We start from the raw sequence: 23,490 nt of genomic DNA on the forward strand, positions 1-23,490 counted from the left end.
ATTACTTTTTTATTTTAACACGAGAAACAGCTTGCAATACAAAGTAGATCACAATCATTTGAATCCAAGGCATGATCATCTCTTTCGGTAGACGCTGCACTAGAGCCGCATTAAAATTCAGCCCATACATGATATGCAGCCAAAGCGTATTCATCCCGATATTTACAATGATTGTAACTAAAATCGTTGAAGCAATAATTCGCCATATCTTGACCGGCTTATTATACAAAAACAGGGCATAAATTAGTGGCCCAGCCATTGCAGTCAATGTAAAACCAATAAAAAAACCACCTTGATCGCCAAAAATAGCTGAGGCAATTAGATCACTAATGCCGCCTCCAATTGTCCCCCATAACGGACCAAATAAGTAGCCTAACAAGACGCTCCCTACAAAACCTAGTCCTATTTTTACAATAGTCGGTCCAAATGAAATCTGTCCTAAAATAATCTTCATTGCGACAACCATACCCAAAAAGACCATTTGTTGCAAATCCGTTTGCAAAATCTTCCTTGTATTCATTCCGCCATCCCCCTATAAAAAAAGTATAACTAACGTCATGTCTTTATGCCTTACGCCAACCTAGTTCACAGACAGCTTTTACGGTTCCATCCTGTGCCTTAATAACATGATATGATTTAATATTATCATCTTCTACTAAGTTAATGCAAGAATTAATTTTCTCGCCATAATGTACTTCTTTATCAAACTTAAGATCAATCGTATCTACTACATGGCTTTTTAAGAAATCGCGTTCAAGCAAATCAATAAACCAACTAAAATAATGACTATTAGTCACATGATGATTAGTATCTAAATCATCATAGCGAGTGCGATAGCTTCGCTGGGCTTGATAATTATCTAATGGACGCAGACGCGGAAAACGAGGCATCTTCTTAAGTAGCGGTACGCCCCAGTCTGCCATCATTTTTTGATCAGCGGGAACCATATGACGCTTTTTCAAATCAAGCATTACCCACTGACTCTTTACCGTAACCAATGGATTGCCAGCTTGATCTGCAACACCGAAATCACGATACTCAAAAAAGCGATTATAGCCACTAGCATTAGTACTTAAAACTACTTGATCACCTGGCTGAGGCAAAGCCTTAATATTAAAATGATATTGCGTAACGACCCAACCTAACCCTCGCTTAACTAAATCATCAGTTCCAGCGCCGCCTTCATCTAATTGATGCTCAGAAACCTGCATCATTAGATCAACTAAAGAAGTTAACTTCAGTCGACGATTCTCATCACAATCTTTAAATTCAATTTGATAGTTTTCAGTGTATTTCATGTTTATCCTTGGTGATATTCATCATACAATTCATTTTTAGAAACATGATGCTCCTTAGCTACTTGCTTAATTGCATCTTTCTTAGACTCGCCTTTTTTGACTAGAGTATTGACTAAATCAATTAATTCTGCCCAAGACAGTTGCTTAGGAGCTTCCGTATTTGGTGAAATCAAGATTACAAATTCACCCCGCGGTGCATTTTTAGCAAAATAATCCGTTACTTCCTGCACCGTGCCGCGAATAAATTCTTCATGAATTTTAGTTAATTCACGTGCAGCCACAATTTGCCGATCGGCAGGCAAAACCGTGGCTAAGTTTTTCAAGGTCTTAGCTAAACGATGTGGTGCTTCATAAAAAATCGAAGTAGCTTTGGCTTTTTCCATTTGTTCAAAATATGTTTTCTGCTCCGACGACTTTCGTTGCAAAAAACCATAATAAGTAAACGGCTGATTAAAGCCTGATGCAATCAAAGCAGTTGAAAAAGCATTAGGGCCAGGAAGCGGCACAACGGGAATATCATGCTTAATGCACTCTTGCACTAGAATATAGCCCGGATCAGAAATTACCGGCATCCCCGCATCACTGATCTCCGCAATCACGTTGCCTTCCTGCATCAACTTGATCAATTCAGGCGCGCGTTCTTTAGAATTATATTTATGAAAAGAAATCATGTGATTATGAACACCAATTTTTTCTAGCAGAATCCCACTTGTTCTCGTATCTTCTGCCGCAACATAATCTGCATTGGTCAAAACTTTCTTAGCCCGAATGGTAATATCTTCTAAATTGCCAATCGGCGTAGGAACCAAATAAAGCTTGCCTTCATCTTTAGCATAGCTACTCTGACGTTTCATTATCTACCGTCCTTTTTTCTGCCCTTTTTTTCACCAAAATTGTCTAAAATATCAAGACAAAACATGCAATCTGCACTTGGATCACGATGTGAACCATAATACATATTACAAATATGGTAACCAGAATCATAAATCTTCTTCAATGACTCCAATCCACTTTGTGTCTTGGTTTCTGGAGCAGGCTGATTCTCCGTTAACTTATCCAGCTTTTCATGGAGTAACTGATTTTCCACTTTTAATTCAGTATTCTCCTTCAAAGTTTCTAAAATATCATTTTCAAGACTAGCAATCGTTTTAGTCATATTTTCGGTTGTTTCTTGTAATCGTTGTAGTTTTGAATATGGATCCAATTAAAAAACACCTACTTCCATCTTAAGGCAAGATAATCTAGTGCATTACGTAAGCTCACATTGCTTAGTCGCATCTTGTCAACTTCAATCAAATCTTTTAACATTTGCGCCGCATTTAACATTTTTCGCGTATCTGTCAAATCATGCTCAGCTAGCAACTTTAATCTAACTAAAATATAGCGTTGCTCAGACATTAACTTAGCACCTTCAGATAATTTATGGACACTGACCAATGCTAAACTATTATGTTCTAACATTTCTTGATAAAAATACTTGATCTCTTGATCCCATTTATCTAAGTTGCCTAATTCATCAATCTCGCTTTTGGTAAAACCATTTTCAAGCAAAATTGCAGTTTTACCGCTAGGCTTTTCACCATTATCAAAATTGATAATCTGAGTTCTAGAACGAACCGTCGGCAAAATTTGATCACTATTATTAGTAATTAAAATTGTGACTACTGGCGCCACCGGTTCTTCCAATAGATTAAGCAGACCGTTGGCTGCAGCTAAAGTCATCTTCTGAGCTTCATTGATAAAGAAGAAGCGCCGCTTGCTTTCTACTGGGCTTTTAGCTAGTTCTTCTTTTAAAGGACGAACTTGATCGATTCCTAAAGTCTGCTTGCCTTGTGGCTCAACTAATAAAACATCCGGATGATTGCCTGATAGAATCTGTCTGCAATTTTGGCAGCTACCATCTGGCTTAGTTTCACCAGTACAATTAAACAAACAGGCTAGCCAATAGGCCGTATTGAGTGCTCGATGCTCATCACTATCCACGAAAAGATAACTATGAGCCAACTTTTTTTGTTCGTATGCCCTCTGTAGAAATTCAGCTTGTCTTGTTCCTATGTTTTTAATATCAATCATTAGAAGCGTTTAAACTCATCAACTGGAACGACGAAACAAGTAGCACCGCCTACGGTAACCTTAAGCGGCTGCGTAATTTCATATCCGGTCGAAATCATGTGCGGTGTTGCTATCTCTTCTCTTGCACGTGATTCCTCTTTAATAATTTTCAAGACATCTTTTACTTTTTCATCTGCACATCCTACTAAAAATGTAGTATTTCCTTGACTTAAAAAGCCACCTGAAGTTGCTAATTTAGTAGCACGCACATTGTTTTTGACAAACGCCCTTTGCAAATTATTGGAATCTTCTTTTTGTACAATAGCAATTACTAATTTCATCTAATCAGTCCTTAAAATATCTCTGGCATTCGCTGTTTTAGAGTAATGATTACCTGCTTAACTACCTGTTCAATTGGCTGAGTCGCATCAATAGTAACGAAGCGCTCAGGGTACATCTGCTTAATTTTTTGAAAGCCAGCGTAAACTTTTTTATGAAAAGCAAGATTTTCTTGTTCTAAACGATCTTCCTGATCTGGACGCAGTTTTTTTATTCGACTAAGTCCTACTTCGGGAGCAACATCTAAGAAGAAAGTCAAATCCGGATCAAGCTTACCAGTAGCGAAATCGTTAATCTGCTTAACCTCCGCAATTCCTAGATCTCGACCTTCCCCTTGATAAGCTAAAGAGCTATCCACAAAACGATCAGAAAAGACAAGTTTTCCCGTCTTCAGTGCAGGGCGAATAATCTCTTCAACATGCTGACTTCTTGAAGCTGCATATAGAAGTGCTTCTGTTTTCGCATTCATTTCGTCATTAGCTGGATCCAAAATAATATCTCGAATCTTTTCCGCAATCTTTGACCCACCGGGCTCACGCGTCACAAGATATTGTGGTCTAAGTTCTGGGCCAATTTCAGCTAATACTTCTTTTAAAACGGTACTTTTTCCCGCACCATCAGGGCCTTCGAAACTAACAAAATAACCTTTCATAAAATCCTCCATAGGTCTATTTTACAGAAGTTTCACAAATATTAACAGTCCTAGAAATTTTTAATTAGACAAATAAAAAAAGCCCCTTAATAGGACTTAATTTTATTGCGTAATCGCATTAGTGATACCACTAAATCTTGTGCCTCGATGACGAGCCTCATTATACAAAAAAGTATACTTAGCCTTTAAAATTCTACCTTGAATATAGTTATCATCTGACAGGTCTAATGTGTTTTGGTCTAAATCTTGTTCCCGGGCAATCTGGTTTTGCAGTTTTTCAATTTCTGCTACCAATTTTCGATCGCCAAGCTCTTGAATTTTTTCTTTGTTTCTAGCCATTATAATGCCGTTCTTCCTTGTACTGCTCGCTTCAAGGTAATCGAATTAGCGTATTCAATATCACTACCCACAGATAATCCAGCTGCTAAGCGAGTTACCTTTATACCTGCAGGTTTAATTAATTTACTGATATACATCGCCGTTGATTCGCCTTCCGGAGTGGAATTCAGGGCTAAAATTATTTCTTTAACCTCGTCGTGTTTTTGCAAACGGGTAATCAAAGATTTAATATTGATCTCTTCTGGTCCAATTCCATCCATCGGTGAAAGCACGCCATGAAGCACATGATAGAGCCCATCATATTCGCCCATTTCTTCAAACGCCATTAAATCTTTAGGCTGTTCAACCACCATAATCGTTGTCTGATCTCGATTAGGATTAGAGCAAATATCACAGATATCCTTTTCAGTAATATTACCGCAAATTGGACATTGGTGAATATCTTTTTTCACTTGAATTAAGGCTTTCGCAAAATCCTCAACATCTTCCTGCGGCATATCCATCGTATAAAAAGCTAACCGAGTAGCGGTTTTTTCACCGATGCCTGGCAACTTCATATAAGCATCAATTAAATGCGCAATTGGTAATGGATATTGCAATTACATCAAACCTTTCGTATATTTACCTAAACTAGCTTGAGTTGCTTCATCGATTTGAGCTAAACCCTTGTTAACCGCATCGATTACCAAATCTTGCAACATATCTGGATCATCTGGATCGATTGCTTCTTTATTAATCTTGATGTCTTTTAACTTACGATCGCCAGTAAAGGTAGCAACCACCAAATCATCGGCTGACTTACCAGTAAACTCTTGGGCAGTAATATTTTCTTGCTCTTCTGCCATTTGTGCTTGTAATTTCTTTGCTTGCTTCATCATCTGTTGCATGTTCATGCCGCCAATGCCCATACCGCCAAAATTAGGTCTTCTACTCATAATTCATATCTTCTTAATCTTTAATAGTTACAGTATCGCCAAAGAGTTCCTTTGCTTTATTAATTACTTGTAAATCATCTTTGGTTTCTGCTTCTTCTTTTACTTCAATTTGTTGCTTTTTCTTAGCTAGCAACTCATCCTTGTGACTTTGAACAAATTCCTTTCTCACAGCTAGCCAATCTTCATCTGGAACTAAAACAATTCTATAAGAACGTTTGGCGAACTTTTCAATCAAATCTGTCAATTTATCCAAGAAATCGCTATTAGTAGCATTTTCAAACCATAAAGTGTATTTGCACTTCATCACTACTTGATCTGGACTAGCAGCCACCGGCTCAAGCACATCAAGCAAAGCTTTCTCCGATACTGCTAATACAGATTGCAAGTCAGGCCAGACATTTTTAACCGTAGTTAAATCTGCACGCGTGGCGTTTTCAAGAACATGATAAACCTCTTTACGGTTAATTGCCGCACTTTTTTTGATTCTTTTTTTAGTTTGCTTAACCGGCTGCTGCTCCGTCTTAACCAATGGTTTGCTTGGTGTTTTAGGCAGTGCCGTATCCAAATGAAACACTTGATTTTGCGCTACCGGTTGTTTAGCTAATTGAGCAACTTTTTGCGTTAAATCTACGATCTGTTTCTTTAAAGCCGCTAATTCCGCAGACATATCAGCATTGCCTTGAACTGGAGCCTTAGCTACTGTAGAAGCTACAGCCTTATCAGTTTTCTCAGCTTGAGGGCTGCTTGCTTCAACTAAAAATACTTCCAGTGGAATCTGTTGTTGATTAGTATAGCGTAAATCATTTAGAGCCTTGTTAGCCAAAGTGATCAAACGATAATAAGTTGCTGTAGGGATATGTTTTATTTTGGTAATAAAATCTGCAGATAAAAAAGTATCCTTCGTCTCGTCACCAGTCTTAATCAGCATTAAGCTCTTAGTTGCCAAGTCAATCAATTCATCTAAGATATTCTTAGAGCTAGCTCCTTGATCTAATTCCTTCTGTGCTAACTTCAACGCGCTGCCGGCATCCTGGTTAAGCAAAGCTAACAAGATCTGTTCAATATTCTCTCTGGCTGCAAAACCGGTAATCTGCAAAGCATCGTTATAATTGACACTTTCTTTTTCATAGCTAAGCAGCTGATCTAGAATGCTAAGTGCATCCCGCATCCCACCATCAGCAACTTGCGCGATTACAGCCAAAGCTTTATCTTCATACTTAATATTTTCTTGTTCGAGAATATACTTCATTCTCTTTTCAAGGTCGCTTTTTGAAATTCGTTTAAAATTATACCGCTGCGTTCTCGAGATAATGGTAGCTGGCACCTTCTGCAGTTCAGTCGTTGCTAAAATGAAAACAACATACTCTGGCGGCTCTTCCAAAGTCTTAAGCAAGGCATTAAAAGCTCCCATTGAGAGCATATGAACTTCGTCGATAATATAAACTTTATACTTACCTTCAGTAGGAGCGTATTTTACCTTATCACGAATCTCTCGAATTTCATCAACCCCGTTGTTGGAGGCTGCGTCGATTTCCATAATATCCGGCATTGAACCTTTATCCGCTGCAATACAATTGGCGCATTTATTACAAGGCTCGCCGTCTTGAAGATTAGTACAGTTTAACGCTTTAGCAAAAATTTTGGCACAGGAGGTCTTACCCGTTCCACGAGGTCCCGCAAATAAAAATGCATGGGAAACTTTGCCTCGCTTGATCGCGTTCTTAAGAGTATCGGTAATTGCCTCTTGACCAATCACACTGTCAAAAGTACGTGGCCGCCATTTACGATATAGCGCTTGATAAGCCATAGATTCTCTTCCCTAGTAAAAAAACTCCTAACCCTAAAAGAGCTAAGAGCTTGTTAATTGTCTAATAAAGGGCACATGCCCGAGCAACCTTAGTGCTGCTACCTTCCGGTCCTGACACAATTCAGAGGTCAAACATTGCCCACAAAATATAATACCGTATTTTGCTGGTGTTTTCTAGTTTCTTGCATGAAAAATTAATTATTTTCTGTTTTTTTAGCTAACTTCTGCGCCTTTTGCTTTTCACGAATCGCTCTAAAAAAATCCTTTAACATTTGCGCACACTGATCATGGAACAATCCTCGAATTGCATGGGGATGATGGTTAAATTTTTCTACCGTAAATAAATCAATTACCGAACCACAGGCTCCAGCCTTAGGATCAAGCGCGCCAAAATAGACATCTTTGATTCTAGAATTGATAATCGCTCCTGCACACATGGGACAAGGTTCTAAAGTAACAAATAAACTACAGTCGATTAAACGCCACATGCCTAAATTCTTACAAGCCTCTTTAATAGCAATCATTTCAGCATGTTGTGTTGCATCTTCATCGAGTTCTCGTCGATTATAACCGGTGCCAATTACTTTCCCCTCCGGATCAACAATAATCGCACCAATTGGGACTTCTCCTTGTTTTTCAGCCTTTCGGGCTTCTTTAATGGCTAATTGCATGTATTTCTTTTTATCATCGCTAGAAAGCATTATTTCACCTCTCACTGACTGTTACGATCTCATTGTATCAAAAAAGAGCCGATCTTTTTGACCAGCTCTTGAACTTATTCTTAGTGCTTATTATAAAGTACCAATATTGCGATTTCTGAAGTTGTGGTAGAAAAAGATGCCTGACAAAATAAGGTAAACTGCGGCAATACCTGCTGGAGCAGCAGTCTCATTATCACCAGAGATCATGCCTAACATAAATACGCCAATGATTACGATTAAAACAGCAACAATATATTTCCAAGCTTTCTTCATAGTTAATATCCTCTTCACATATTCACATACTATTCTTTATTCAATGTATATTATATGCAGTTCTTCCTATAAAAGAAAGTCTTTTTATAAACTCTAGTGCTACTCTCATAAGGATTTTAAGCATCTTTTATTTATTTAATTTTTAGTAGATTTTAAGATATAATACCCTTTATCTCTTGTTAAAATTTCACAATTTCCATATAAATTGGCCATTAGCTTACGTGCACTAGGCTCGCCTTGCTTTTTCTGAATCACGACTAACAAAACGCCACCATTCACTAAATGCTCATTTGCGCCCAGTAAAATCTCATTTACAACTTTTTTACCTGCACGAATTGGTGGATTTGTTAATATTAAGCCAAACTTTTTATCATCATCTATTTGCGTATAACAATCCGAGGAATAGATATTAACATTATTAATGTGATTACTTTTCGCATTCGCTTTAGCTAAATTAAGACCACGTTCATTGACATCAACCATGTCTACAGTTTGTTTGGGCCAGAACTTGGCCGCAAACAGGCCTAAAGGTCCATAACCTGTTCCCACATCCAAAATATTCTTTTCGGGGAAAGCAACATCTTTCATTGCTTTAATCAACACGCCGCTGCCATAATCTATCCGCATCTTGGAAAAAACACCAGCATCTGTGGTAAACTTCAAATCAACATTATCCACATGATAATCCACCACATGTTCATCATGCTTAGCCGTCGGATCAACCGCAAAATACATTTGATTTTTTTCTGCACTCATTTATTATCCCGCTCTTTTCTTTTTTCAAACCATTCTTTAAGCTTCTGGGTTTCAGATTCCTCACGTTTATTTTTTAACTCCTGAATCTCATTATGCATCTGCTTATTTTGTTCAGCCAAATTTTTATTCTGTTCTTCAAGTTCATCCAACTTTTTTAAAATTAACTCAATATTATTATGCGTTCTTGAAGTAGTCGGCCCATTAGTCCGCCGCATAAAGTATGAAGTAATTGATGACGTCAACATTCCTACAACTCCAATCCCTAAAAGCATCATAATCATCGTTACGAATTTACCTACAATGCTATGCGGTGGAATCGTTTTGCCAAAAATTGCATCATAACCTACAGTTGAAGCAGTAGACAAAGCCCACCAGAATGCGGTATCTAGCGATACGTGTTCAGTAATGCCAAATGCTTCAGCCCCAACTAACAAAAATGCAATTGTAAAGAAAATTACATAAAGCAAGCCATTAGTATGAAAAATATCCTTTAATTTTCCCATCAATCCGGCTAATCGAATTAAACGTAATAAACGCAGATCAGAAACTAGACCAGATAAATTAAAAACATTGAGTCCCACAAACAAAAAGCCAATTGGAATAATACAATTGGAATAATACTTAGCAAATCGTAAATATGAGTTTTAAAAAATTGCTTTTTATTCTTAGCTTCATAAAGTTGATGAAAATAGTCAATTGCAAAAAAGACTACGATCACAGAATTGACCCAAAACCATTTGCTCGACGGCTGATCAATACTGATTACTGCCGCAAAATCCAAAATGATTAAAAAGATGGATACAATGGATAATCCTGCCATTAACCATTGATATGGCGTTAACTTATTTTTTATATTAATCATCATAAAATTAATTATACAAAAAAATAAGCTCTCCGCACATAGCAAAGAGCTTATTCTTAATGCCCAGTTGGGCTGTAATTATTTAAGGGTTACAGTTGCGCCAACTTCTTCAAGCTTAGACTTGATGTCGTTAGCTTCGTCTTCTGAAACGCCTTCCTTAACGTTCTTAGGAGCGCCGTCAACAAGGTCCTTTGAGTCCTTAAGGCCAAGACCAGTGATGTCACGTACAGCCTTGATAACCTTAACCTTTTCTTGACCTGCTTCAGTCAATTCAACATCAAATGTTGACTTAGCAGCAGCAGCGTCACCAGCACCTGCAGCAGCAACTGGTGCAGCAGCTGAAACGTCAAATTCGTCTTCGATAGCCTTTACAAGGTCGTTCAATTCAAGGATTGAAGCGCCCTTTAAATCTTCAATAATCTTATCCTTATCTAAAGCCATTATAAGTATCCTCCGAAATTTAGAATTTAGATATTTATCTTCAATAATTATTCAGCTGAACCTTCATCGTCAGGTTTAGCATCTGCAACAGCCTTAACAGCATATGCAACTTTGCGGATTGGGTCTTGTAAGCAAGAAACAAGCATTGAAAGCAAACCTTCGCGACCTGGAATAGCAGCGAGTTCTTTGATTTCGTCCTTTGAAGTTAACTTACCTTCAAGCATACCACCCTTGATTTCGATAACGTCGAAGTCATCTTCGTACTTAGAAACGATACGTGCAGGTTCAGTAACGTCATCAGCATTATCGGTGTAGATAACAGCAGTAGGACCTACGAAAGTATCATCAAGACCTTCGATACCAGCCTTAACAGCAGCACGTCTTAAGTAAGTGTTCTTGATAACCTTCATCTTAACGTCGTTATCACGAAGTTCCTTACGCATGTTAGTAACTTCTTCAACAGTTAAACCTAAGTAGTTAATAACTAAGATAGCCTTAGCAGACTTAAGTTCTTCTGCAAATGCATCAACGATCTTTTCCTTTGCAGCAATATCAGTTTTACTCAAATTGTTTCACCTCCATAATTACATTAATAAATTCTATAAGGCCTTTTAAAGCGAAAACTCCATGCCGAAAGACATGGAGCATTGAAATCTTCATTATCTTCTGGCCTCGGCGGGATTTTAAGGCGTCATGCCACCCGAGTCTTAGGTAGAATTTACAGTTATTTAGTATAGCAGGGAAAACTAGAAATAACAAGAGGAAATTTACAAATTAACCCAACTTCTGTAAGATAATTAGAAAAGATTGGAGAAAATCATGACTAATCAAGAACGAAAAAATCGAATTTTAACTAAGTTACGCAATATTCTATTTTTATTGCTGGGAATTACAGTAATTTTTATAAGTATTCGCGACATTATTAATGCTGGCGGCAAAATGAGTGCACTCGCCTCCAATTTACTGTGGATCATTTTAGCTATCGTAGTAGTTGCTCAATCTATCCTAAGCATTATTCAAAGCTTCAGTCCATTATCAACAAAAGCTAAAAGTTTTTTATTGATAGATTGGTTAATTATTGTTCTAGGAATTCTAATCGCTAATTTTGCTTATTTACTGCAAAATAATCTCTGGTTAATCATTGGTGGGGCTATCTTTATTGCCGGTTGCATCCCTATCAAAGACAAAAAATAAAACCAAAATAAAAAAATCGACTTTTTAGGTCGATTTTTTGTTTATTTTAAACTTGTTAACTAATGGAATACGCCAGCAATAATTGGTAATAACCAAATCCAGAAGATACAACTTACTGCAAAGAAAACGGTTGAAACGGCAACTGAACTTGCCCCTTCCTTAACATAAATGTTGTAACGACTTGAAATGATAATACCTGAAAATGCAGGTGGCAAACCGGTTGCAAGGCAAAGCATTGAGATCTTAGTTGGATCTGAGCCCATGCCGCAAAGGTATGCAGCAAGAACAATGATTGCTGGAGTCAAGAACAAACGGAAGAAAGTGTTCCAAATAACTTCCTTATCAATTGAGAACTTAACAGTTGATAATGCCAAACCAGCGGCCAAAACAGCTACACCGGCATTTGCCTTAGCAATTAAATCAAAGGTTGGTGCCCATGAAGTTGGGATTCTAATGCCAATTAAAACCAAGATTACAGCAATTAATGGAGCTGCAGCAACTGGCTTTTTAATAGCATCAACAATTGAACTCCAAGTTGAGTTCTTAGCAGCAGCCTTGCCCTTGCCAGCGCGGTTTTCAAATTCTGAATGAACTAAATCAATTTCACGTTGGATACCAACTTCCTTAAGTGCCTTAGCTTCTTCATCGCTAACTGGTACATCGTCAGGAACAGCAACCTTCTTAGTAGTTACTGCGCTAGTTCCTTTCTTAGGCAGCTTAACTTCGACTTGAGTAGAACCATTGCTCTTCTTATTAGCCACCTTGGACTTCAAAGCATTTTGACCTTTATTAATCAAAGATAAGCCTAACGGAATAGTAACCGCATTAACTACGATAGAAACAATTCCGATAACCAAATTAGTAGTTGCGTTATTCCCATAAATAGGATCAAGTACCGCAAAGCCTAAAAAACCGATGGTTGGTGAACCAGCAATCATCGCACAAATAGCAGCTTCTTGCGTTGATCTATGGAACATTAATTTATCCAAGTAATAACTCAGCATGAATAAACCAGTAACTCCAACTAATGAGATCATTGTTAAAACGATATCTTGTGCAAACATTTTCCTAGTAGCTTTAACAATTGAAATGAACAAAGCAGCTGGCAAAGCAATGTTTAACACTAACTTATTCAATCCCTAACGTTGATCATCGTCAAAGAATGTAAACTTACCACATACGTACCCCAATAACATGATAATCAAAATAGGTACGATGTCGTTTACCAAAATTGTAGTCATAATTTCCCCCTTATGATAGACGATACATCCTTGCACTCTAAATAACAGGACATAAATTTAAAGTACTTTTTCGGTTCCTCCACATTATGACTATCCTTACTTAAAAAGTAAAATATATATTTTTTAATTTATAAAGAAATATACAAAAAAGGCATACACCCCTTTTCTTAGATAGTTAAATTTTCTGTCGGATTACTCAATTCTTCCAATTCACCAGTAGTTTTGTAAATAACCCAACTGGCTAAATTAACAATATGATCGCCAATTCGCTCAAGTAATCTAGTTACTACAAAGTAACTTGATGAAGCCATTGCCCGTGAAGGATCGCCTTCAATCCCATCAACAATTAATTGGCGAGCACGCACATAATCATGATCAATAATACTGTCTCGACTAGCAACATCGCGCGCCATTTTTTCATCATCTTGAACATAAGCTGTTAATACTTGAATCAGCATATGACGCACATTATGAGTCATGTTAGAAATAATTTCTTCTACTTCTGGAATTCTTGGATTTCCCTTTACTCTAATCGTTTCAAGCGCAATACTCATTGCATTTTCGCCAATCCGCTCTAAGTCAGTTGTAGCCTTTAAAATACTAATCACAACTCTAAAATCTGTTGCTACTGGTTGCTGCAAAGCCATTAATTTCAAAGCTTGCTTTTGAATATCAATTGATTCGCTAGGGATTTTCTCCTCATCATCAACCATTGACTTAGCTTTCTCCTTATTGTGATCAACAAACGCTCTTGTTGCATCATCAATATTGTCGTTAACAAACACACCCATTTCCATGAATTGCGTGTTCAATTTTTTTAATTCATCTAAAAATATTTCGTGCATCTTTATACCTCAAAAATTTTATCCAAAACGACCGTTAAGGTAATCACTTGTAATTTGTTTTTTAGGTGCAATAAACATTTCCTCAGTTGGACCAGCTTCGATTAAATCGCCATTCATTAGAAAAGCTGTCTGATCAGAAATTCGACCAGCCTGCTGCAAGTTGTGGGTCACCATAATGAAAGTATATTTATGCTTTAAATCCATTAGTGTTTCTTCAATTTCACTACTTGAAATTGGATCTAGCGCACTCGTTGGTTCATCAAGCAACACTACTTTAGGTCTAACAGCCAAAGCACGAGCAATACAAATTCTCTGCTGCTGACCACCGGAAAATGCTTGAGCATTTCGCTTTAAGTTATCCTTGGTTTCCTTCCAAATAGCAGCCTGCTTTAAGCTTTCTTCAACGCGCTGATCAATTAATTCTTTATCCTTTACACCAGCGATCTTTAGACCATAAGCTACATTATCATAAACTGAAAATGGAAATGGTGCTGGTTGCTGAAAGACCATGCCGACTTCTTTTCGTAATTCGACTAAATCCATCTTAGAACTATAAATATCCTGCTTATCAAATTTGATTTCACCAGTGATCTTAATATTTTCGATATCGTCGTTCATCCGGTTCAAGCAACGCAAAAACGTTGATTTACCACAACCTGATGGGCCAATCAAAGCAGTCAATTCTTTTTCTTGAAAGTTAAGATTGATGCCATGCAATGCTTCATAGTCACCGTAACTCAGATGTACATCTTTTGCTGAAATTATTGTTGTCATTTTAACCAAAACTTCCCTGAATATAATCTTCAGTAATCTTTCCTTTAGGATTAGTAAAGATCTCGGCAGTAGAATTGTATTCTATTACATGTCCTAAATGGAAGAATGCCGTGTAATCGCTGATTCTTGAAGCCTGCTGCATGTTATGCGTTACCATGATCATCGTATATCTGCTTCTGAGCTGCTTCAATGTATCTTCCAATTTTGAAGTAGAAACAGGATCTAGCGCACTAGCTGGCTCATCTAACAATAAAACTTCCGGCTTAACAGCTAAGGCTCTAGCAATACACAAGCGCTGCTGCTGACCACCGGATAAAGCCAATGCGCTTTTATCGAGCTTATCTTTTACTTCATCCCATAAAGCAGCGGCCCGCAAACTTTCTTCAACGATCCGATCGAGCTCATTTTTATCATTTTGACCGTCAGCCTTTAAGGCGTAGACAATATTTTCACGAATAGATTTTGGAAATGGATTAGGTCGCTGAAAGACCATGCCGATATTTTTCCGCAATTCGTACACATTGATATTTGGCTGATTGACATCTAAGCCATGGAACCAAATCTCACCGTTAATTTTAGCTACACGGTCATTCATGCGGTTGAGTGAACGCAAAAAGGTAGACTTGCCTGAGCCAGATGCACCAATCAAAGCAGTGATCGTATGCTCTTTGAATTGTAAACTAGCATCAAATAATTTTTGTACTTTGCCACCATATAAGACTCTCAAGTCCTTGGTGGAAAGCTCTAAATCATCTTTAGCGAAGGTTTTAATATAACTTGGTTTTAAATCCTGCATTCTTTCACCTACTTTGCTGCAGTTAATTTACGATACAACTTGTTGCCTAAGTACCGCGCACCTAAGTTAAAGACAATTACGACAATTACCAATAAGGCGGAAGTTGCGGCGGAAACAATTGTAGCATCAGGAATAATGCCTTCAGTATTAACTTTCCAAATGTGAACGGCTAATGTTTCGGCTGGACGCATTACATTCAGCGGACTGGTTGGACTAAGCGGATTCCAGTCAGCGTAGTTAATGGTAGACCCACTTTGACCCGCCGTATAAATTAAGGCAGCAGCTTCTCCGAAGATTCGGCCGGCACTTAAGATAATCCCAGTCAAAATACCAGGCAAAGCAGCTGGTAATACGATCCCACGAATAGTTTTCCAATTGGATAAACCTAAAGCTAGGCCCGCTTCACGTTGCTCCTGTGGCACACCTTTAATTGCTTCTTCGATATTGCTGGTTAAGATTGGCAAATTAAAAAATGTTAATGCCAAAGCACCAGAGATAATCGAAAAGCCTAAGCCGAATTGCACTACGAAGAGCAAGTAGCCAAATAAACCTACTACAATTGATGGCAAAGAACTCAAGATCTGGATAGTTGTTCTAATTAAATTGGTTATCCAATTATCTTTGGCATATTCAGCTAGATAAATTGCTGCTCCTAAAGCGATTGGCAATGAAATGATGGTAGTAAGGATCAATAGATAAAGCGAATTGAACAATTGATCTCTTACCCCACCACCAGCTTGATATGATGATGCTTCAGAAGTTAAGAAATGCCAGGACAAATGCGGAATACCAGATATCAAAATATTGCCGACAATACCAGCTAAGATCAAGACAACAATTCCTACCAGGATGTAAATGATGATAGTAGCCAGTTTGTCTCTCTTTTTTGCATCCATTCTACTTTTGTCCCTTCTTTCCGATTAATTTAACCAAGAAGTTAAATACCAATGACATGATTAACAGTAAGAGTGCCAATGACCACAATGCGTTGTTTGGCAAGGTACCCATAACCGTGTTTCCCATTTGACTGGTCAACTGACTAGTCAGTGTTGCGGATGGGCTGACCAAGTTGTATGGCATGAGGACTGCGTTACCGATAACCATTTGTACGGCTAAGGCTTCTCCGAAGGCTCTGGCCATCCCGAAGATTACCGCTGTTAAAATTCTTGGCGTAGCTACGCGCAAAACAACGTGATAAATCGTCTGCCAATGAGTTGCACCCAAGGCCATCGAAGCTTTTCTAAAATGATTCGGTACTGCTTTTAAACTATCGACCGTTAAAGAAGTAATCGTTGGCAAAACCATAACGAATAAAACCAAGGTCGCCGCTAAAATACCAAAACCAGTGCCGCCAAATAGCGTTCTAATTGCTGGAATAATCAGTGTTAATCCCAAGAAACCGTAAACTACTGAAGGGATACCAACTAATAATTCCGTTACTGATTGCAGGAAATTTGCTCCCTTTTTAGAAGAATATTCAGTCATATAAAGAGCAATCGCAATGGCAAATGGCGTAGCCACTAAGGCTGCAAGTAAAGTTACCGCAAATGAGGTAACGATCATCACCGCGGCACCGACATGATTCTTGCCTTCGCCTGGATCCCAATCCGTCGAGGTCAAAAAGTGAAAAATATTAACATGGTCATTCGTAAAAGTAGCTAGACCATGATAGCCCACAAAACCGATAATTGAGACTACTAATATAATGATTAAACCAATTGCCAAATAAGTTAGACCCTTGCCCCAGTATTCTTGGTGGGTTTCTTTGGATGGCTTGGTTAGTTTATCAATGTTGACACTACTCGGACCGATTTTCTTTAATTTGACGTGTGGAACTTGCTGATCAGCAATCGCCTGATTAACAACTTCTTTTAATTTATCTTTATTGTCCATAAATTCTTTCTATTTAATAACTCGATTATTACTGTCACGGGCTACCTTCATATCTTTAATACTCAAATAGCCAACTTTAGGAACAAGGTCATCTTGCACCTTTTTACTCAACATATACTTGATAAAAGACTTAGTCTCCTTATTTGGCTCGCCTTTAGTATACATATGCTGATAAGCCCATAGTTGCCACTTATTAGTGGTGATATTTTTATTAGTTGGCTTAACACCATCAATGCTTAGCTTTTGAATATTATTGCCGTTAGCATATGGGAAGGACAAATAGCTAATCGTTCCCGGTGTGGTATCAACGATTTTCTTAACTGCACCATTTGAATCTTGTTCTTGTGACTTAATAGCTTTTTGCTTAGGGAGAACAATATCTTCAAAAGAGTCTCTGGTACCGCTCCCCTTAGAACGGTTAATGACAATAATTGGAACATTCTTACCACCAAGTTGCCGCCAATTCGTTAACTTACCAGTAAAAATCTCTCGTAGTTGTTTCATAGAGACGTTTTTAACACCTACGCCTTTATTGACAATTGGTACGATACCAACAACCGCCACTTTATAGTCTTTAAGTTTCTTCGTATCGATGCCTTTTTTCGTCTCCGCAAAAATATCAGAGGTTCCAATCTGGACAGCGCCAGCTTGCACTTGACTTAAACCAGTACCTGATCCCCCACCTTGAACAACAATATTGCTATTTGGATGGGTCAACCGATAATCATTACCAGCCTGCTCTGCTAGAAGCTGCAATGCACTGGAACCAACGATAGTAATCTTAGAATTATTCTTAGCACAGCCAGTTACCAAGGCTAACATCAGCAGTACTAAGATAAGTATTTTTCCAATGGAATTTTTTTCATTAGCATTTTCCTTAAGTAAACGAATCCGATTTCATATAGACAATTAATGATACCATGTCAAAAAATACTAGGTCAATTATGTCCATAGCTTCTTAAGCCATAATTTAGTTTTTCGTGGGCAAATAAAAAAGCCTCGCAAATGCGAGGCTTTTATTAATCTATTTTAAGATTAGTCCAAGTTTAATGGATCAAGCTTGATCCCAGGACCAAATGTTGATGAAACAGCAACACTCTTAATGTATTGACCCTTAGCTGAAGCTGGACGAGCACGCAAAATAACGTCACGTAAAGCGTCAAAGTTTTCAACTAATTGGTCTTCAGTGAATGATACCTTACCAATAGCAGTATGAATAGCTGCTTGACGGTCAACACGGTATTCTACTTGACCAGCCTTAACGTTCTTAACGGCCTTTTCGATGTCCATAGTAACAGTACCAGTCTTAGGGTTTGGCATTAAGCCCTTAGGCCCAAGAATACGACCTAAACGACCTACCTTAGCCATCATCATTGGGGTTGCAACTACGACGTCAAAGTCTAACCAACCGTCTTGAATCTTTTGTACTAAGTCATCTGAACCAACGAAGTCAGCACCTGCAGCCTTAGCTTGATCAGCTTGTGGACCTTCAGCAAATACTACAACGGTTTGGGTCTTACCAGTACCATTTGGTAAAACGATAGAACCACGAATTTGTTGGTCTGCTTGCTTAGGATCTACGCTTAAGTTGTAAGCTACGTCAACTGTAGCATCGAAGTTAGCATATGAAGTTTCCTTAACAAGTTTCATAGCTTCTGCTACTGAGTATAATTTATTTGAGTCTACCTTCTTGGCAGCATCTAAATATTTCTTGCCATGCTTTGGCATGTGAATTCCTCCTTGTATATGTGGTCAAACGAGCTTCTCTTAACTCTCCCACCTAATGTGTTATCTAAATAACAGGATTAGTCTTCGACTTCGATACCCATACTTCTAGCGGTACCTTCAACCATACGCATAGCAGCTTCAATATCAGCAGCGTTAAGGTCCTTCATCTTAGTCTCGGCAATTTCCTTGACTTGGTCTTTGGTTACCTTACCAACCTTCTTGGTATTAGGTTCGCCAGAAGCCTTCTTGATCTTAGCAGCTTGCTTTAAAAGTACTGGTGCTGGTGGAGTCTTAGTAATGAATTCGAATGAACGATCTTCATATACTGTAATAACTACAGGGATAATCATGCCTTTTTGGTCAGCGGTTCTAGCATTGAAGTCCTTAGTAAAACCAACAATGTTAATACCAGCTTGACCCAAAGCAGGACCAACTGGAGGTGCAGGGGTAGCTGCGCCAGCTGGGATTTGTAACTTAACTACGTTAATAACTTTCTTTGCCACGGTCAAAACCTCCTTGATTCCGTGATGCGGTTAAAATGGAGAATTTTTCTTTTTTCTCCTCCCACAATAATAAATGTACCGTATTATAATAACATCGTTTAGGTACAATTACAACTAAAAGATCAGATTATTCGTTGACGTCTAACTTCTTAACTTGATCATAATCAAGTTCGGCAGTAGTAGCACGACCAAACATATCAACTGAAACATAAACCTTGTACTTATCTGGTTGAATATCAGTAATCTTACCTACCATGCCGTTGAAGGCACCTTCTGTAATAGTTACTGATTCGCCAATGTCAAAATGAACAGTTGGCTTCTTAGCTGGTTGACCTTGATTCTTAAGCAAGCGATTTACTTCTTCTTCAAGAAGTGGTGAAGGCTTAGAACCACCACCATGTGAACCAACGAAACCAGTTACGTTAGGAGTGTTTCTTACGATGAACCAACTTTCATCGGTCATTACCATTTCTACTAAAACGTAACCTGGGAAAATCTTTTCTTCAACTTCTTGTTTTTTGCCGCGAACAGTTTCTACTTTTTCTTCCTCAGGAACCATTACACGAAAAATGTAATCTTGCATCCCCATACTTTGTGCACGTGACAATAAGTCTGACTTAACCTTATCTTCATAGCCAGAATAAGTATGTAAAACGTACCATTGCTTTTTTGCTGTTTCGACCATTTTGTTCTCCTTATAATTTTGGGTAAATAAAAAAAACCTCCCACAGAGGTCCTTCTTTAGCTGTCAATATTGTAGCATATTTAGTAAATAATTGCTATTCTCAGCAATTACATCATTTGGGTTAGCCAACTGAATAGCCAGTCAAGCGCACCTAAATATGCCGCAAACAAAATAGAACTAGTAATAACAGTTACAGTATCATGTCTATTTTGCTTGGCGCTTGGCCAAGTAACTAATTTCATTTCATGACCAACGCTCTTAAAAAACTTAATCATTAACCTTTTTACCTCGTTTCTTTGTGCAATGTCTTCTTGCCGCAATGCTTACAGAACTTATTAAGTTCAAGTCGCTGAGTACGATTCTTACTTGCGGTGATTGCGTAGTTGCGTGACCCACAAACACTGCAGGCTAAGGCTGCCTTTTTCACTGCCATAATCTCACTTCCAAACCTTTTTATAAAAACACGTACTTATTGAGTATTTTATATGCTTCAAGCTAAGTCTGTCAATAATCTATTTTTTGCAATAACCAAAACTAATCGAAATCCATAAGAACGAAATATTTTCATTAATCATTTTGCTTATCTATAATAAGCATGAATAGTTTTCAAAAAGGACTCCTCTATGAATAAACATCCAGAATACTTATTAAACAAAATTTCCGGTCCAAGTGACTTAAAGAAATTATCTATTCCAGAAATGGAACAACTAGCCCAAGAAATCAGAACCTTAATCCTTGAAAAAGACGCTGCTGAAGGCGGCCACTTAGGCCCAGACTTAGGAATCGTTGAAGCAACCATTGCTTACCACTATGTGTTTGATGCACCAAAAGATAAAATCGTGTGGGACGTTTCTCACCAAACTTATCCGCACAAGATGCTGACTGGTCGTGCCTTAGCCTGGCTTGATCCAGATCACTACGAAGATGTAACTCCTTACTCTAATCCTGATGAAAGTCCATACGACTACTACGCAGTTGGCCACACCTCAACTTCTATTGCTTTAGCAACTGGGATGGCTAAAGCACGTGATTTAATGGGAAAGCACGAAAATATCATGGCCTTGATCGGGGACGGCTCAATGACTGGCGGGCTTGCCTACGAAGGTTTGAACAATGCAGCTATTGAAAAACACAACTTGGTTGTAGTGGTTAACGACAACCAAATGTCGATTGATGAAAACGTCGGCGGTTTGGTTACTGCTTTGAAAAAGTTGCGTGACTCAAACGGTGAAACCAAAGAAAATCCATTTACGGCCATAGGCTTTGACTATCGCTATGTCGCTGATGGCAATGATATTAAATCAATGATTGATACTTTTGAAGCTGTTAAAGACGTCGATCATCCAATTTTGCTTCATATTAATACTCTAAAAGGCAAAGGCTATCAACCTGCAATTGACCATGAAGAAGCCCACCACTGGGTAATGCCATTTGATCTTAAGACCGACAAAACTACGGTTCCAAGTAGTGACACTCCTACTGCTAATTCCGTTGCCTTAGATGTTATGAAAGAACATATCGAAAACGGTGAAAAAATCATGGCCATCAACGCTGCTATTCCTGGCGTCTTCGGCCTTGATGAAATTAAAAACAACTATCCTGAAAACTACCATGATGTTGGTATCGCTGAACAAGAATCGGTTGCTTTTGCTGCCGGAATGGCTAAGGAAGGCGCAGTTCCCGTTTTATTTGAAAACTCCACTTTCTTGCAACGTGCCTTCGACCAATTATCACATGATGTTGCCGCAAACGACTTACCAGTAGTAATGATGGTTGCTGGTGGCGGCATGTCCGGTACTTCTAAGACTCACCTTGGAATTTTTGACCAAGTCATGATCTCCAACTTACCTAACTGGATCTACCTAGCTCCAACCAATTTAGCTGAAGAAAAAGCCATGATGGAATGGGCTATTAAGCAAAAGAAGCATCCCGTTGCAATCAAGATGCCAACTAAGCGTGTGCCTGAAAATGGCGAAAGTATTGCCAGCGATTATTCAGAAATTAAGTATCAAATTAAGCCTGGCAAAGATGTCGCTATTTTAGCCTTAGGTGACATGTACGACATGTTAGGTAAAGGCGTTGCTGATAAGCTTGGTGCCACTTTGGTTAACCCTGTTTCAGCTAACATTTTGGACAAAGATGCTTTGGATAAGTTAGCTGATAAAAACAAGGTAATCGTCACCCTTGAAGACAACGTACTTGATGGTGGCTTCGGTGAAAAGGTTGCTTCATACCTTGGTGACAAGGATGTGAAGGTTTTGAACTATGGTCAAAAACGTGTCTACACTGATCAAGTGCCTTTGAAAGAGATTTTGAAGGATAACCGGATGACGGTTGACCAAATTGTTAAAAATGTGAAGAACGCTTAAACAGATAAATAAATTTAAAAAATCTCTTCGGGTAATTGTCCTGAAGAGATTTTTTTATAGCAAAATAAGTCGAGTAGTTTTCTAAATAATCCGGCATAATACAACATGTAAGGAGGAATAAAAATTGGAACAAATCGAAGCAGTTCAACGAATGCAGAATTACATCAAAAAGCATTTATCGGAAGAAATTACGCTTACTGCATTATCCAAAGTCTCTTTGTATTCACCTTGGTATTCCTATCGCTTATTTGTTAATTATCTCAATATGACACCGGCAAAATATATCAGGCGTCTACGTTTAGCACAAACTGCTCTAAAATTACGCGATCAAAATTATAGAATTACTGACGTTGCATTAAGAAGTGGGTTTAAAAGCGTGGATGGTTATCAGCGCGCTTTTCAACGTGAATTTCACTGTAATCCTAGTGAATATGCTGCCTATCCTGTTCCAATTTATCTATTTAATCCTTATGGCGTGAAATTTAAGCCGAATAGATATAGAAAGGATATAGCCATGAACACGAAAAATATTTTTATCCAAGTTGTTGATAAACCTAAGAGAAAAATCATCCTCAAACGTAGCATTAAAGCCACTGACTACTTAGACTATTGTGATGAAGTTGGTTGCGATGTATGGGGATTGCTCAAGAGCATCAAATCTATCAGCGGAGAACCCGTTTGTCTATGGTTACCCGCTAAATACCGTAAGCCTGGTACTTCTGAATACGTTCAAGGAGTTGAGGTGGCTCCTGATTACAATAATCAAGTTCCTGAAGGCTTTGATATCATCGAGCTTCCCGCAGCTAAATATCTCATGTTCCAAAGCGAACCTTTTGCTGAGGAAAATTGCGGTAAAACTATTGAAGAGGTCAGAACCGCAATTAAAAAATACGATCCTAAGACAATTGGCTATGTTTGGGATAAAACAAATCCTAGAATCCAACTTGAACCAATCGGAACAAGAGGCTACATCGAAATGATGCCTATCAAGAAATTATCTGAGTAGT

General features: G+C 38.2%; 31 protein-coding genes, 1 other RNA gene, 1 pseudogene and 1 other annotated feature. Of the genes and pseudogenes, 3 read left to right on the forward strand and 30 right to left on the reverse strand.

Annotated elements, in window-relative coordinates:
• Position 1 precedes the first annotated feature (1 nt).
• From BLP58_RS01455 to rplJ, 18 genes and pseudogenes are all read right to left on the reverse strand, one after another.
• Positions 2-520, reverse strand: coding sequence for a folate family ECF transporter S component (locus BLP58_RS01455; protein WP_013853581.1), 519 nt, complete (start codon positions 518-520; stop codon positions 2-4).
• A gap of 43 nt (positions 521-563) precedes the next feature.
• Positions 564-1,298, reverse strand: coding sequence for an acyl-[acyl-carrier-protein] thioesterase (locus tag BLP58_RS01460; protein WP_013853580.1), 735 nt, complete (start codon positions 1,296-1,298; stop codon positions 564-566).
• Positions 1,299-1,300: 2 nt separating this feature from the next.
• A complete protein-coding gene (rsmI, locus tag BLP58_RS01465) occupies positions 1,301-2,152 on the reverse strand; it encodes a 16S rRNA (cytidine(1402)-2'-O)-methyltransferase (protein ID WP_013853579.1) in 852 nt (283 codons plus the stop codon).
• Complete coding sequence (yabA, locus tag BLP58_RS01470; RefSeq protein ID WP_025084055.1) at positions 2,152-2,502, reverse strand: DNA replication initiation control protein YabA; 351 nt, start codon at positions 2,500-2,502, stop codon at positions 2,152-2,154. The genes rsmI and yabA overlap by 1 nt, the downstream gene beginning before the upstream one ends.
• A gap of 11 nt (positions 2,503-2,513) precedes the next feature.
• Positions 2,514-3,371, reverse strand: coding sequence for a DNA polymerase III delta subunit-related protein (locus BLP58_RS01475; protein ID WP_013853577.1), 858 nt, complete (start codon positions 3,369-3,371; stop codon positions 2,514-2,516).
• The gene (gene darA, locus BLP58_RS01480; RefSeq protein ID WP_013853576.1) at positions 3,371-3,691 is read right to left on the reverse strand and encodes a cyclic di-AMP receptor DarA; all 321 of its coding nucleotides are present in this window, start codon (positions 3,689-3,691) and stop codon (positions 3,371-3,373) included. The genes BLP58_RS01475 and darA overlap by 1 nt, the downstream gene beginning before the upstream one ends.
• An 11-nt stretch (positions 3,692-3,702) precedes the next feature.
• Positions 3,703-4,341 (reverse strand): dTMP kinase, encoded by a 639-nt coding sequence (gene tmk / locus BLP58_RS01485; RefSeq protein ID WP_013853575.1) that lies wholly within the window; start codon positions 4,339-4,341, stop codon positions 3,703-3,705.
• A gap of 102 nt (positions 4,342-4,443) precedes the next feature.
• A complete protein-coding gene (locus BLP58_RS01490) occupies positions 4,444-4,680 on the reverse strand; it encodes a YaaL family protein (protein WP_013853574.1) in 237 nt (78 codons plus the stop codon).
• Positions 4,680-5,279, reverse strand: coding sequence for a recombination mediator RecR (gene recR, locus BLP58_RS01495; RefSeq protein ID WP_013853573.1), 600 nt, complete (start codon positions 5,277-5,279; stop codon positions 4,680-4,682). The genes BLP58_RS01490 and recR overlap by 1 nt, the downstream gene beginning before the upstream one ends.
• Positions 5,280-5,615: a YbaB/EbfC family nucleoid-associated protein gene (locus BLP58_RS01500; RefSeq protein ID WP_013853572.1), complete on the reverse strand. Its 336-nt coding sequence runs from the start codon at positions 5,613-5,615 to the stop codon at positions 5,280-5,282.
• Positions 5,616-5,628: 13 nt separating this feature from the next.
• Positions 5,629-7,422 carry a DNA polymerase III subunit gamma/tau gene (gene dnaX / locus BLP58_RS01505; RefSeq protein ID WP_013853571.1) on the reverse strand — a complete coding sequence of 598 codons (1,794 nt, stop codon included), beginning with the start codon at positions 7,420-7,422 and terminating at the stop codon, positions 5,629-5,631.
• Between the two features lie 55 nt (positions 7,423-7,477).
• An RNA gene (gene ffs / locus BLP58_RS01510) (signal recognition particle sRNA small type) lies at positions 7,478-7,571 on the reverse strand.
• Between the two features lie 45 nt (positions 7,572-7,616).
• Entirely contained in the window at positions 7,617-8,123 is a 507-nt protein-coding gene (gene tadA, locus BLP58_RS01515) for a tRNA adenosine(34) deaminase TadA (protein WP_013853570.1), read from the reverse strand.
• A gap of 90 nt (positions 8,124-8,213) precedes the next feature.
• Positions 8,214-8,396: a hypothetical protein gene (locus tag BLP58_RS01520; RefSeq protein ID WP_013853569.1), complete on the reverse strand. Its 183-nt coding sequence runs from the start codon at positions 8,394-8,396 to the stop codon at positions 8,214-8,216.
• Between the two features lie 135 nt (positions 8,397-8,531).
• Positions 8,532-9,152 (reverse strand): class I SAM-dependent methyltransferase, encoded by a 621-nt coding sequence (locus BLP58_RS01525; protein ID WP_013853568.1) that lies wholly within the window; start codon positions 9,150-9,152, stop codon positions 8,532-8,534.
• Positions 9,149-10,017: pseudogene (locus tag BLP58_RS01530) on the reverse strand (potassium channel family protein). Before BLP58_RS01530 ends, BLP58_RS01525 begins: the two are co-directional and overlap by 4 nt.
• Before the next feature lie 75 nt (positions 10,018-10,092).
• Entirely contained in the window at positions 10,093-10,455 is a 363-nt protein-coding gene (gene rplL / locus BLP58_RS01535) for a 50S ribosomal protein L7/L12 (RefSeq protein ID WP_013853567.1), read from the reverse strand.
• Positions 10,456-10,502: 47 nt separating this feature from the next.
• Positions 10,503-11,021, reverse strand: a complete 519-nt coding sequence (gene rplJ / locus BLP58_RS01540; RefSeq protein ID WP_013853566.1) for a 50S ribosomal protein L10 — start codon at positions 11,019-11,021, stop codon at positions 10,503-10,505.
• Positions 11,022-11,063: 42 nt separating this feature from the next.
• Positions 11,064-11,185: a sequence feature (ribosomal protein L10 leader region), on the reverse strand.
• An 89-nt stretch (positions 11,186-11,274) separates the two neighbouring features.
• Between rplJ and BLP58_RS01545 the strand changes: the two genes are divergently transcribed.
• The gene (locus BLP58_RS01545; RefSeq protein WP_013853565.1) at positions 11,275-11,649 is read left to right on the forward strand and encodes a hypothetical protein; all 375 of its coding nucleotides are present in this window, start codon (positions 11,275-11,277) and stop codon (positions 11,647-11,649) included.
• A gap of 59 nt (positions 11,650-11,708) precedes the next feature.
• Here the strand turns inward: BLP58_RS01545 and BLP58_RS01550 are convergent, their stop codons facing one another.
• From BLP58_RS01550 to rpmG, 12 genes are all read right to left on the reverse strand, one after another.
• On the reverse strand, positions 11,709-12,785 hold the full coding sequence (locus BLP58_RS01550; RefSeq protein WP_226908580.1) for an AEC family transporter: 1,077 nt from the start codon (positions 12,783-12,785) through the stop codon (positions 11,709-11,711).
• 272 nt (positions 12,786-13,057) lie between these two features.
• Entirely contained in the window at positions 13,058-13,735 is a 678-nt protein-coding gene (gene phoU, locus BLP58_RS01555; protein WP_013853563.1) for a phosphate signaling complex protein PhoU, read from the reverse strand.
• Positions 13,736-13,753: 18 nt separating this feature from the next.
• The gene (gene pstB, locus BLP58_RS01560) at positions 13,754-14,509 is read right to left on the reverse strand and encodes a phosphate ABC transporter ATP-binding protein PstB (RefSeq protein WP_013853562.1); all 756 of its coding nucleotides are present in this window, start codon (positions 14,507-14,509) and stop codon (positions 13,754-13,756) included.
• 1 nt (position 14,510) lies between these two features.
• Positions 14,511-15,305 (reverse strand): phosphate ABC transporter ATP-binding protein PstB, encoded by a 795-nt coding sequence (pstB, locus tag BLP58_RS01565; protein ID WP_013853561.1) that lies wholly within the window; start codon positions 15,303-15,305, stop codon positions 14,511-14,513.
• Between the two features lie 8 nt (positions 15,306-15,313).
• Positions 15,314-16,201, reverse strand: a complete 888-nt coding sequence (gene pstA / locus BLP58_RS01570; RefSeq protein WP_013853560.1) for a phosphate ABC transporter permease PstA — start codon at positions 16,199-16,201, stop codon at positions 15,314-15,316.
• Position 16,202: 1 nt separating this feature from the next.
• Positions 16,203-17,198 (reverse strand): phosphate ABC transporter permease subunit PstC, encoded by a 996-nt coding sequence (gene pstC / locus BLP58_RS01575; RefSeq protein ID WP_013853559.1) that lies wholly within the window; start codon positions 17,196-17,198, stop codon positions 16,203-16,205.
• Between the two features lie 9 nt (positions 17,199-17,207).
• On the reverse strand, positions 17,208-18,020 hold the full coding sequence (locus tag BLP58_RS01580) for a phosphate ABC transporter substrate-binding protein (protein ID WP_013853558.1): 813 nt from the start codon (positions 18,018-18,020) through the stop codon (positions 17,208-17,210).
• A gap of 213 nt (positions 18,021-18,233) precedes the next feature.
• The gene (rplA, locus tag BLP58_RS01585; protein WP_013853557.1) at positions 18,234-18,926 is read right to left on the reverse strand and encodes a 50S ribosomal protein L1; all 693 of its coding nucleotides are present in this window, start codon (positions 18,924-18,926) and stop codon (positions 18,234-18,236) included.
• A 77-nt stretch (positions 18,927-19,003) separates the two neighbouring features.
• On the reverse strand, positions 19,004-19,429 hold the full coding sequence (rplK, locus tag BLP58_RS01590) for a 50S ribosomal protein L11 (RefSeq protein WP_013853556.1): 426 nt from the start codon (positions 19,427-19,429) through the stop codon (positions 19,004-19,006).
• A 127-nt stretch (positions 19,430-19,556) separates the two neighbouring features.
• Positions 19,557-20,114, reverse strand: coding sequence for a transcription termination/antitermination protein NusG (nusG, locus tag BLP58_RS01595; protein WP_013853555.1), 558 nt, complete (start codon positions 20,112-20,114; stop codon positions 19,557-19,559).
• A 107-nt stretch (positions 20,115-20,221) separates the two neighbouring features.
• Positions 20,222-20,389 carry a preprotein translocase subunit SecE gene (gene secE, locus BLP58_RS01600; RefSeq protein ID WP_013853554.1) on the reverse strand — a complete coding sequence of 56 codons (168 nt, stop codon included), beginning with the start codon at positions 20,387-20,389 and terminating at the stop codon, positions 20,222-20,224.
• A gap of 8 nt (positions 20,390-20,397) precedes the next feature.
• A complete protein-coding gene (gene rpmG, locus BLP58_RS01605; protein WP_013853553.1) occupies positions 20,398-20,547 on the reverse strand; it encodes a 50S ribosomal protein L33 in 150 nt (49 codons plus the stop codon).
• 190 nt (positions 20,548-20,737) lie between these two features.
• On the opposite strand from rpmG, the gene BLP58_RS01610 reads away from it, so the two are divergent.
• A complete protein-coding gene (locus BLP58_RS01610; RefSeq protein ID WP_013853552.1) occupies positions 20,738-22,483 on the forward strand; it encodes a 1-deoxy-D-xylulose-5-phosphate synthase in 1,746 nt (581 codons plus the stop codon).
• 124 nt (positions 22,484-22,607) lie between these two features.
• On the forward strand, positions 22,608-23,489 hold the full coding sequence (locus BLP58_RS01615) for a helix-turn-helix domain-containing protein (protein ID WP_025084053.1): 882 nt from the start codon (positions 22,608-22,610) through the stop codon (positions 23,487-23,489).
• Position 23,490: the final 1 nt, after the last annotated feature.

Origin of the sequence: Lactobacillus kefiranofaciens, assembly GCF_900103655.1 — a bacterium.
Taxonomy (GTDB): domain Bacteria; phylum Bacillota; class Bacilli; order Lactobacillales; family Lactobacillaceae; genus Lactobacillus; species Lactobacillus kefiranofaciens.

Coding starts and splice junctions, on each gene's coding strand:
- rpmG (WP_013853553.1), bottom strand. CDS start 20,547: ATGGCAGTGAAAAAGGCAGCCTTAGCCTGCAGTGTTTGTGGGTCACGC.
- pstC (WP_013853559.1), bottom strand. CDS start 17,198: ATGGACAATAAAGATAAATTAAAAGAAGTTGTTAATCAGGCGATTGCT.
- pstB (WP_013853561.1), bottom strand. CDS start 15,305: ATGCAGGATTTAAAACCAAGTTATATTAAAACCTTCGCTAAAGATGAT.
- BLP58_RS01500 (WP_013853572.1), bottom strand. CDS start 5,615: ATGAGTAGAAGACCTAATTTTGGCGGTATGGGCATTGGCGGCATGAAC.
- nusG (WP_013853555.1), bottom strand. CDS start 20,114: ATGGTCGAAACAGCAAAAAAGCAATGGTACGTTTTACATACTTATTCT.
- BLP58_RS01525 (WP_013853568.1), bottom strand. CDS start 9,152: ATGAGTGCAGAAAAAAATCAAATGTATTTTGCGGTTGATCCGACGGCT.
- BLP58_RS01580 (WP_013853558.1), bottom strand. CDS start 18,020: ATGTTAGCCTTGGTAACTGGCTGTGCTAAGAATAATTCTAAGATTACT.
- rplL (WP_013853567.1), bottom strand. CDS start 10,455: ATGGCTTTAGATAAGGATAAGATTATTGAAGATTTAAAGGGCGCTTCA.
- BLP58_RS01545 (WP_013853565.1), top strand. CDS start 11,275: ATGACTAATCAAGAACGAAAAAATCGAATTTTAACTAAGTTACGCAAT.
- phoU (WP_013853563.1), bottom strand. CDS start 13,735: ATGCACGAAATATTTTTAGATGAATTAAAAAAATTGAACACGCAATTC.
- secE (WP_013853554.1), bottom strand. CDS start 20,389: ATGATTAAGTTTTTTAAGAGCGTTGGTCATGAAATGAAATTAGTTACT.
- BLP58_RS01460 (WP_013853580.1), bottom strand. CDS start 1,298: ATGAAATACACTGAAAACTATCAAATTGAATTTAAAGATTGTGATGAG.
- BLP58_RS01520 (WP_013853569.1), bottom strand. CDS start 8,396: ATGAAGAAAGCTTGGAAATATATTGTTGCTGTTTTAATCGTAATCATT.
- tmk (WP_013853575.1), bottom strand. CDS start 4,341: ATGAAAGGTTATTTTGTTAGTTTCGAAGGCCCTGATGGTGCGGGAAAA.
- BLP58_RS01490 (WP_013853574.1), bottom strand. CDS start 4,680: ATGGCTAGAAACAAAGAAAAAATTCAAGAGCTTGGCGATCGAAAATTG.
- pstB (WP_013853562.1), bottom strand. CDS start 14,509: ATGACAACAATAATTTCAGCAAAAGATGTACATCTGAGTTACGGTGAC.
- pstA (WP_013853560.1), bottom strand. CDS start 16,201: ATGGATGCAAAAAAGAGAGACAAACTGGCTACTATCATCATTTACATC.
- tadA (WP_013853570.1), bottom strand. CDS start 8,123: ATGCTTTCTAGCGATGATAAAAAGAAATACATGCAATTAGCCATTAAA.
- rsmI (WP_013853579.1), bottom strand. CDS start 2,152: ATGAAACGTCAGAGTAGCTATGCTAAAGATGAAGGCAAGCTTTATTTG.
- BLP58_RS01475 (WP_013853577.1), bottom strand. CDS start 3,371: ATGATTGATATTAAAAACATAGGAACAAGACAAGCTGAATTTCTACAG.
- darA (WP_013853576.1), bottom strand. CDS start 3,691: ATGAAATTAGTAATTGCTATTGTACAAAAAGAAGATTCCAATAATTTG.
- BLP58_RS01610 (WP_013853552.1), top strand. CDS start 20,738: ATGAATAAACATCCAGAATACTTATTAAACAAAATTTCCGGTCCAAGT.
- rplA (WP_013853557.1), bottom strand. CDS start 18,926: ATGCCAAAGCATGGCAAGAAATATTTAGATGCTGCCAAGAAGGTAGAC.
- dnaX (WP_013853571.1), bottom strand. CDS start 7,422: ATGGCTTATCAAGCGCTATATCGTAAATGGCGGCCACGTACTTTTGAC.
- BLP58_RS01455 (WP_013853581.1), bottom strand. CDS start 520: ATGAATACAAGGAAGATTTTGCAAACGGATTTGCAACAAATGGTCTTT.